At 69.5% G+C, this 4,780-nt stretch carries 4 protein-coding genes; 2 read left to right on the top strand and 2 right to left on the bottom strand.

The annotated features are described in order from the left end of the window. A partial coding sequence (locus VFB40_RS23380) for a cellulose binding domain-containing protein (RefSeq protein ID WP_324854167.1) occupies positions 1-988 on the top strand: 988 nt, incomplete at its 5' end. A 475-nt stretch (positions 989-1,463) separates the two neighbouring features. Continuing rightward, positions 1,464-2,891: a condensation domain-containing protein gene (locus tag VFB40_RS23375; protein WP_324854165.1), complete on the top strand. Its 1,428-nt coding sequence runs from the start codon at positions 1,464-1,466 to the stop codon at positions 2,889-2,891. A 134-nt stretch (positions 2,892-3,025) separates the two neighbouring features. On the opposite strand, the gene VFB40_RS23370 is transcribed toward VFB40_RS23375, so the two are convergent. Together VFB40_RS23370 and VFB40_RS23360 are read right to left on the bottom strand one after the other, a co-directional pair. Further along, on the bottom strand, positions 3,026-3,553 hold the full coding sequence (locus tag VFB40_RS23370; protein ID WP_324854163.1) for a hypothetical protein: 528 nt from the start codon (positions 3,551-3,553) through the stop codon (positions 3,026-3,028). 202 nt (positions 3,554-3,755) lie between these two features. Beyond that, positions 3,756-4,598 (bottom strand): PIG-L family deacetylase, encoded by an 843-nt coding sequence (locus VFB40_RS23360; RefSeq protein WP_324854161.1) that lies wholly within the window; start codon positions 4,596-4,598, stop codon positions 3,756-3,758. Between the last annotated feature and the right edge of the window lie 182 nt (positions 4,599-4,780).

The following is a 4,780-nucleotide window of genomic DNA, read 5'->3' as shown; positions in this document are numbered from 1 at the left end:
CACCCCGTTCGCCTCCTATTACGGCGTGCAGATGCTCACCAAGCTCGCCGCGCCCGGCGACCAGATGGTCAGCTCCACCTCCGGCAACGCGCTCGTGCGCGTGCACGCCGTGCGCAGGGCCAACGGCAGCCTCACGGTCCTGATCGACAACGAGGATCCGACGAACCCGTACACGGCGAACCTCGCGCTTAACGGCTTCACGCCCTCCGGCGGTGCGACCGTGTACTCGCTCGCCAACAACGCCAACTCGATCACCAGCACGACGCAGAGCTCTGCTTCTTCGGTCACCGTCGCGCCGTACACGCTCACGGTCGTGCAGGTTCCGGGCAGCGGCGGAAGCGTCGCGGCAGCGCCGGGTACGCCGGGCCAGCCGGTGGTCTCGAACCTGAGCTCAAGCACGTCGAGCAGCACCTCGGGCACCGCGACGCTCACGTGGAGCGCCTCGACACCGGGCACGTATCCGGTTGCGAACTACCAGGTCTACCAGCTGGGTAGCGGAGGTGTCAGTACCCTGGTCGCCACTCAGGCCACGACGACCCTCAATCTCAGTGGCCTGACCATAGGTGCGAGCTATGGCTATGACGTGGTCGCCGTGGACAACCACGGCAACGCGTCTCTGCCCTCGTCGCCGGTCACGTTCGCCGTTCCGCCACCGGCCAACGCCTCGTGCGCGGTGCATTACGCGGTCAGCAACAGCTGGCCCGGCGGCTTCGGCGGCTCCATCACGCTGACCGACAAGGCCGCGACCGCGATCAACGGCTGGACCCTCACCTTCGCCTGGCCGGCCGCGGGCCAGGGCGTGCAGTCGGGTTGGAACGGCACCTGGACGCAGTCCGGCTCGACGGTCACGGTCGCCAGCGCGAACTGGAACGGCGCCATCGCGGCCAACGGCGGTACCGTCAGCCTCGGCTTCAACGGCACCGATACGGGCCAGAACCCGGCGCCGGTGGCCTTCTATATCAACGGCACGGTGTGCTCGAACAACTAGGCGCCATTGGCAATGTGCTGAACTGAAGGAAGACGAGTGGTACCCCGGCGGCGGAGGCGGCCGGGGTACCACGTCTCAGTGCGCTCAGTCCTGAGCGCTTACCCGGGCACTTCGATAAACCATTCGGCGGTGGAGAAACTCTCCGCAGGGAATGCCGGATAGTTTCGATGGAGGCTAGCGAGGCAGTGTGGCCGAAGTCAACGGACCCCTGTCGTGGCTGAGAAGGCCCACGCCACCGCGTTGCGCGGATGCGAAAGTTACTTGTAGGCCTCATCGGCACCCGCTGCCGGGCGCTTTCGCGACTTGCATGGCGACCCCCGCCGCGCCACCGGTGCGACCACTGGCCAAGCGGCTCCCCCCGCTCCGGCCGCCGCCCCGATCCCGCACCGCGGTTGACGCACCGTCTGCGCCCCATAACGTGGCCTCACGGCGGGCGGCGGTCCGACGGCTGCCGATCCCGAGGGGAGAGGACGAGTTGGCCAGCACGGTGGCGGAGATTCGAGTCCCGTTCCACGGCGAGGGCTCCGGAAGCGGCGAACTGACCTGGGGCCAGCGCGGGATCTGGAACACCATCCAGCGCACCGGCCGCACCATGAACATCGGCGGGGTCATGCCGCTGCCGGAAGGCACGCCGGTCGGGGAGATCGCCGGAGTCCTGCAATTCGCGGTCAGCCGACATCAGGCGCTGCGCACCAGGCTTCAGGTCGACGCGGACCGCGCGTCCGGCGTCCCGCCGCGCCAGACAGTCAGCGAGTCCGGCGAAACCGTGCTGCACGTCGTCGACGTCGATGAGGGCGACGACCCGGCCGACGCCGCCGAGGAGCTGCGTTCCCGCTACGAGACCACGGCCTTCGACCAGGCCCGCGAATGGCCGGTGCGGATGGGCGTGGTGCGCAAGGGCGGGACGCTGACCCACCTCGTCGTGCAGTACAGCCACGTCGCCGTGGACGGCCTCGGCATCGACGCGATCGCCCGCGACCTGGCCCATCGCGATCCGCAGAGCAATCGGCCCACCGCGCCGGTCAGCGGGATGCAGCCGTTGCAGATCGCCCGGGCGCAGGCCGGGCCGGCTGGGCGCCGCCAGAGTGACAAAGCCCTGCGTTACTGGGAGAGCCAGCTGGCCACCGTGCCTGCGCGGCGCTTCGCCGCGTCCGCGGATCCGCGCGAGCCCCGCTTCTGGGAGCTCTTCTGCTACTCCCCGGCCATGCACCTGGCCATGCGCTCCATCAGCGCCCGCACCGGAGCGCACAACTCGCACGTGCTGCTCGCCGCCTACGCGGTCGCCCTGGCCCGGGTCACCCGCCGCACCCCCAGCCTCGCGCAGGTGGTGGTGAGCAACCGCTTCCGGCCCGGCTTCGCCGACGCGGTCACCCAGCTGTCACAGACCGGCATCTGCGTGATCGACGTCGCGGACTGCGTGTTCGACGACGTAGTCGCCCGCGCATGGAAGGCCGCAGCCGGCGCATACATGCACGGCTACTACGAACCCGGCGCCCACCAAAGCCTGCTGGACGAGATAAGCCGACGACGCGGCGAAGAACTCGACCTCTCCTGCTTCGTCAACGACCGCCGCGTCCCCGCGCCCGACGAGCCCCCGCCGACCGAGGACGAACTGCGCGCCGCGCTCCCCCGCACCAGGCTGCGCTGGGACCGCAAGCAGCCGATCTTCGACGGCGCCTTCTTCCTCCAGGTCGACTCCGCCCCCGACGCCAACGTCCCCGGCCGGCTCATCCCCGAGGAGCAGCAGCAACCGGCCGTCTACTTCGCCATCTGGGCCGACACCCTCGCCCTCGCCCCGCGCGACATCGAGGCCTGCGCCCGCGAACTGGAGGCCGTCACCATCGAAGCGGCCTTCGACGGCAAGGCCCCCACGCGAGTCGGCCCCTGGAGCGGGGCGGAGTGACGAGGGGACCGGCGCCGGCTTCTACGACTAGGCGCCCGCGAACGAGGCAGCCCCGGCACCTGTGCGGTGCCGGGGCCGGTGTCGGGGCTTGGCTGTGCTGCACTGTGGCCTGCCGAAGATAGGCCGGCGCGCGGTCAGATGATGGTGATGGTGAACTGCTGATACCAGGCATTCCGGCACGTGTTCGCGAACAACGTGCCCGCGGTCTTGTCCCAAGCCAGGCAATAAGCCGGGTTGTACTCGTTGACCCAGTAGTAGCTGAACAGGCCGCCTTGCACCCACTGCGTCCCTACCACGGGACCGGGCACCGCTTTCCACCGCTGGCCGGACAGGTTCTGGCAGGGTTCCAGGGCGACCGTCCAGCCGCCGTTGTACGGGCGGTTGGCGAACCCCTGCAGGCACTTGTTGTTGTCGTCCAGCAACCCGTAGTCGCTGCCGAGGTTGGCCGTGGCGTCGAACGTGGACGCCTCCTCGTAGGCCATGGTGAGCGGGGCGCCTTCCGCGGTGGTGAAGCCGCAGACTTGCGCGCTGGAACTCGAACTGACGAAGACGCATAAATTGATGTAGGTGCTCGCTGACGCCGGTCCGGCGGTCATGCCGATGCTCGCGGCGGCGAGCATCACGGCGCTCAACGCAACCACGCCGATTCTGCGTAGCCTCATACGCCTCTCCTTCCTTCCACGACATCTCCGGTGAGCCTCGATGGCCGTCAGCGTCCGCCCTCAACCGACCCGGGACCATGCAATCTGACCGGAAAAATGACCGGCACTATCCGCAAGGTGGTCAACGGGACCTTGGGGAAGCTGCGCACCGGCGCGCCGTGGCGCGACCTGCCGGAGCGTTACGGCCCGGCGAAGAGGATCCTCACTGTTCGCCGCCCGTCAGGCCGGCGAACAGGTCGTTCTCCGGGAGTGCGGCGCCGCTGGAGTCCTGAACGCGCAGGAAGGTCTCGACGCCCATCAGCTGCGTGAACCGCTCCACGCCGAGGCCCAGGAAGAAGATGTTCTCGCTCTGGCTCGCGTGCGCGGCGAGCGCCTCGTACTTGCGCTCGCCGAACTCGGCGACGTCGACCCAGGTGGTGATCGCGTCGTCGGGCAGGCCGAACGGCATCGCGTCCTGCTCCGCGGGGTCCTGCTCCGGCAGCTCCATGCCGAGCTCGGCCATGACGCGGCCGAACTCGGCCATCGCGGAGTGCGGAATGGTGGTCCAGTACACCTTCGCCGGGATCCCGGTCTGCTCGACCGCCGCCATCGTGATCCGGTGTGCCTGGATGTGGTCGGGGTGGCCGTAGAAGCCGTTCTCGTCGTACGTCACCACGACGTCGGGCTGGTAGTAGCGCATCAGGTCGGCCAGCCGGTCGGCCGCCTCGGCCACCGGAGTGGTCCAGAACGAGCCGGGGGCGGTGTTCTGCGGCCAGCCCATCATGCCCGAGTCGGCGTACCCGAGCAGCTCGAGATCGCTGACCTTCAGCGCCCGGCAGCTGGCCTCGAGCTCGGTGCGCCGCAGCGCCGCGACCGCCGCCGCATCGTGCCCGGGTTCGCCGGGCTTCACCCCGCCGGGCCCGTCGCCGCAGCCGCCGTCCGTGCACGTGACCAGCACCGTGCGGACGCCCTGGGCGGCGTAGCGGGCCAGCACGCCGCCGGTGCCGGTGGCCTCGTCGTCGGGGTGGGCGTGCACCGCCATCAGTGTCAGTGGACGATCTACCATGAGCGGCATCCTAAAGCGCGGCGCTGACAGAAGGCGGGCCCGGAAGCTTCGGTCAGGCGGCGGCCGGCTCCAGCCGGAACACGGCGATCTGGGTGAGGTGCTCCGCGATTTGCGCGACCGGGGCGCCGTTGGGGAACGACCACTCGGGCGAGGTGCGCCCCAGCCGTGACAGATGCGTGTGC

Origin of the sequence: Actinocrinis sp. (assembly GCF_035650855.1) — a bacterium.
In the GTDB taxonomy this organism is placed as follows: domain Bacteria; phylum Actinomycetota; class Actinomycetes; order Streptomycetales; family Catenulisporaceae; genus Actinocrinis.
This window is presented reverse-complemented; position numbering and strand designations above follow the sequence as displayed.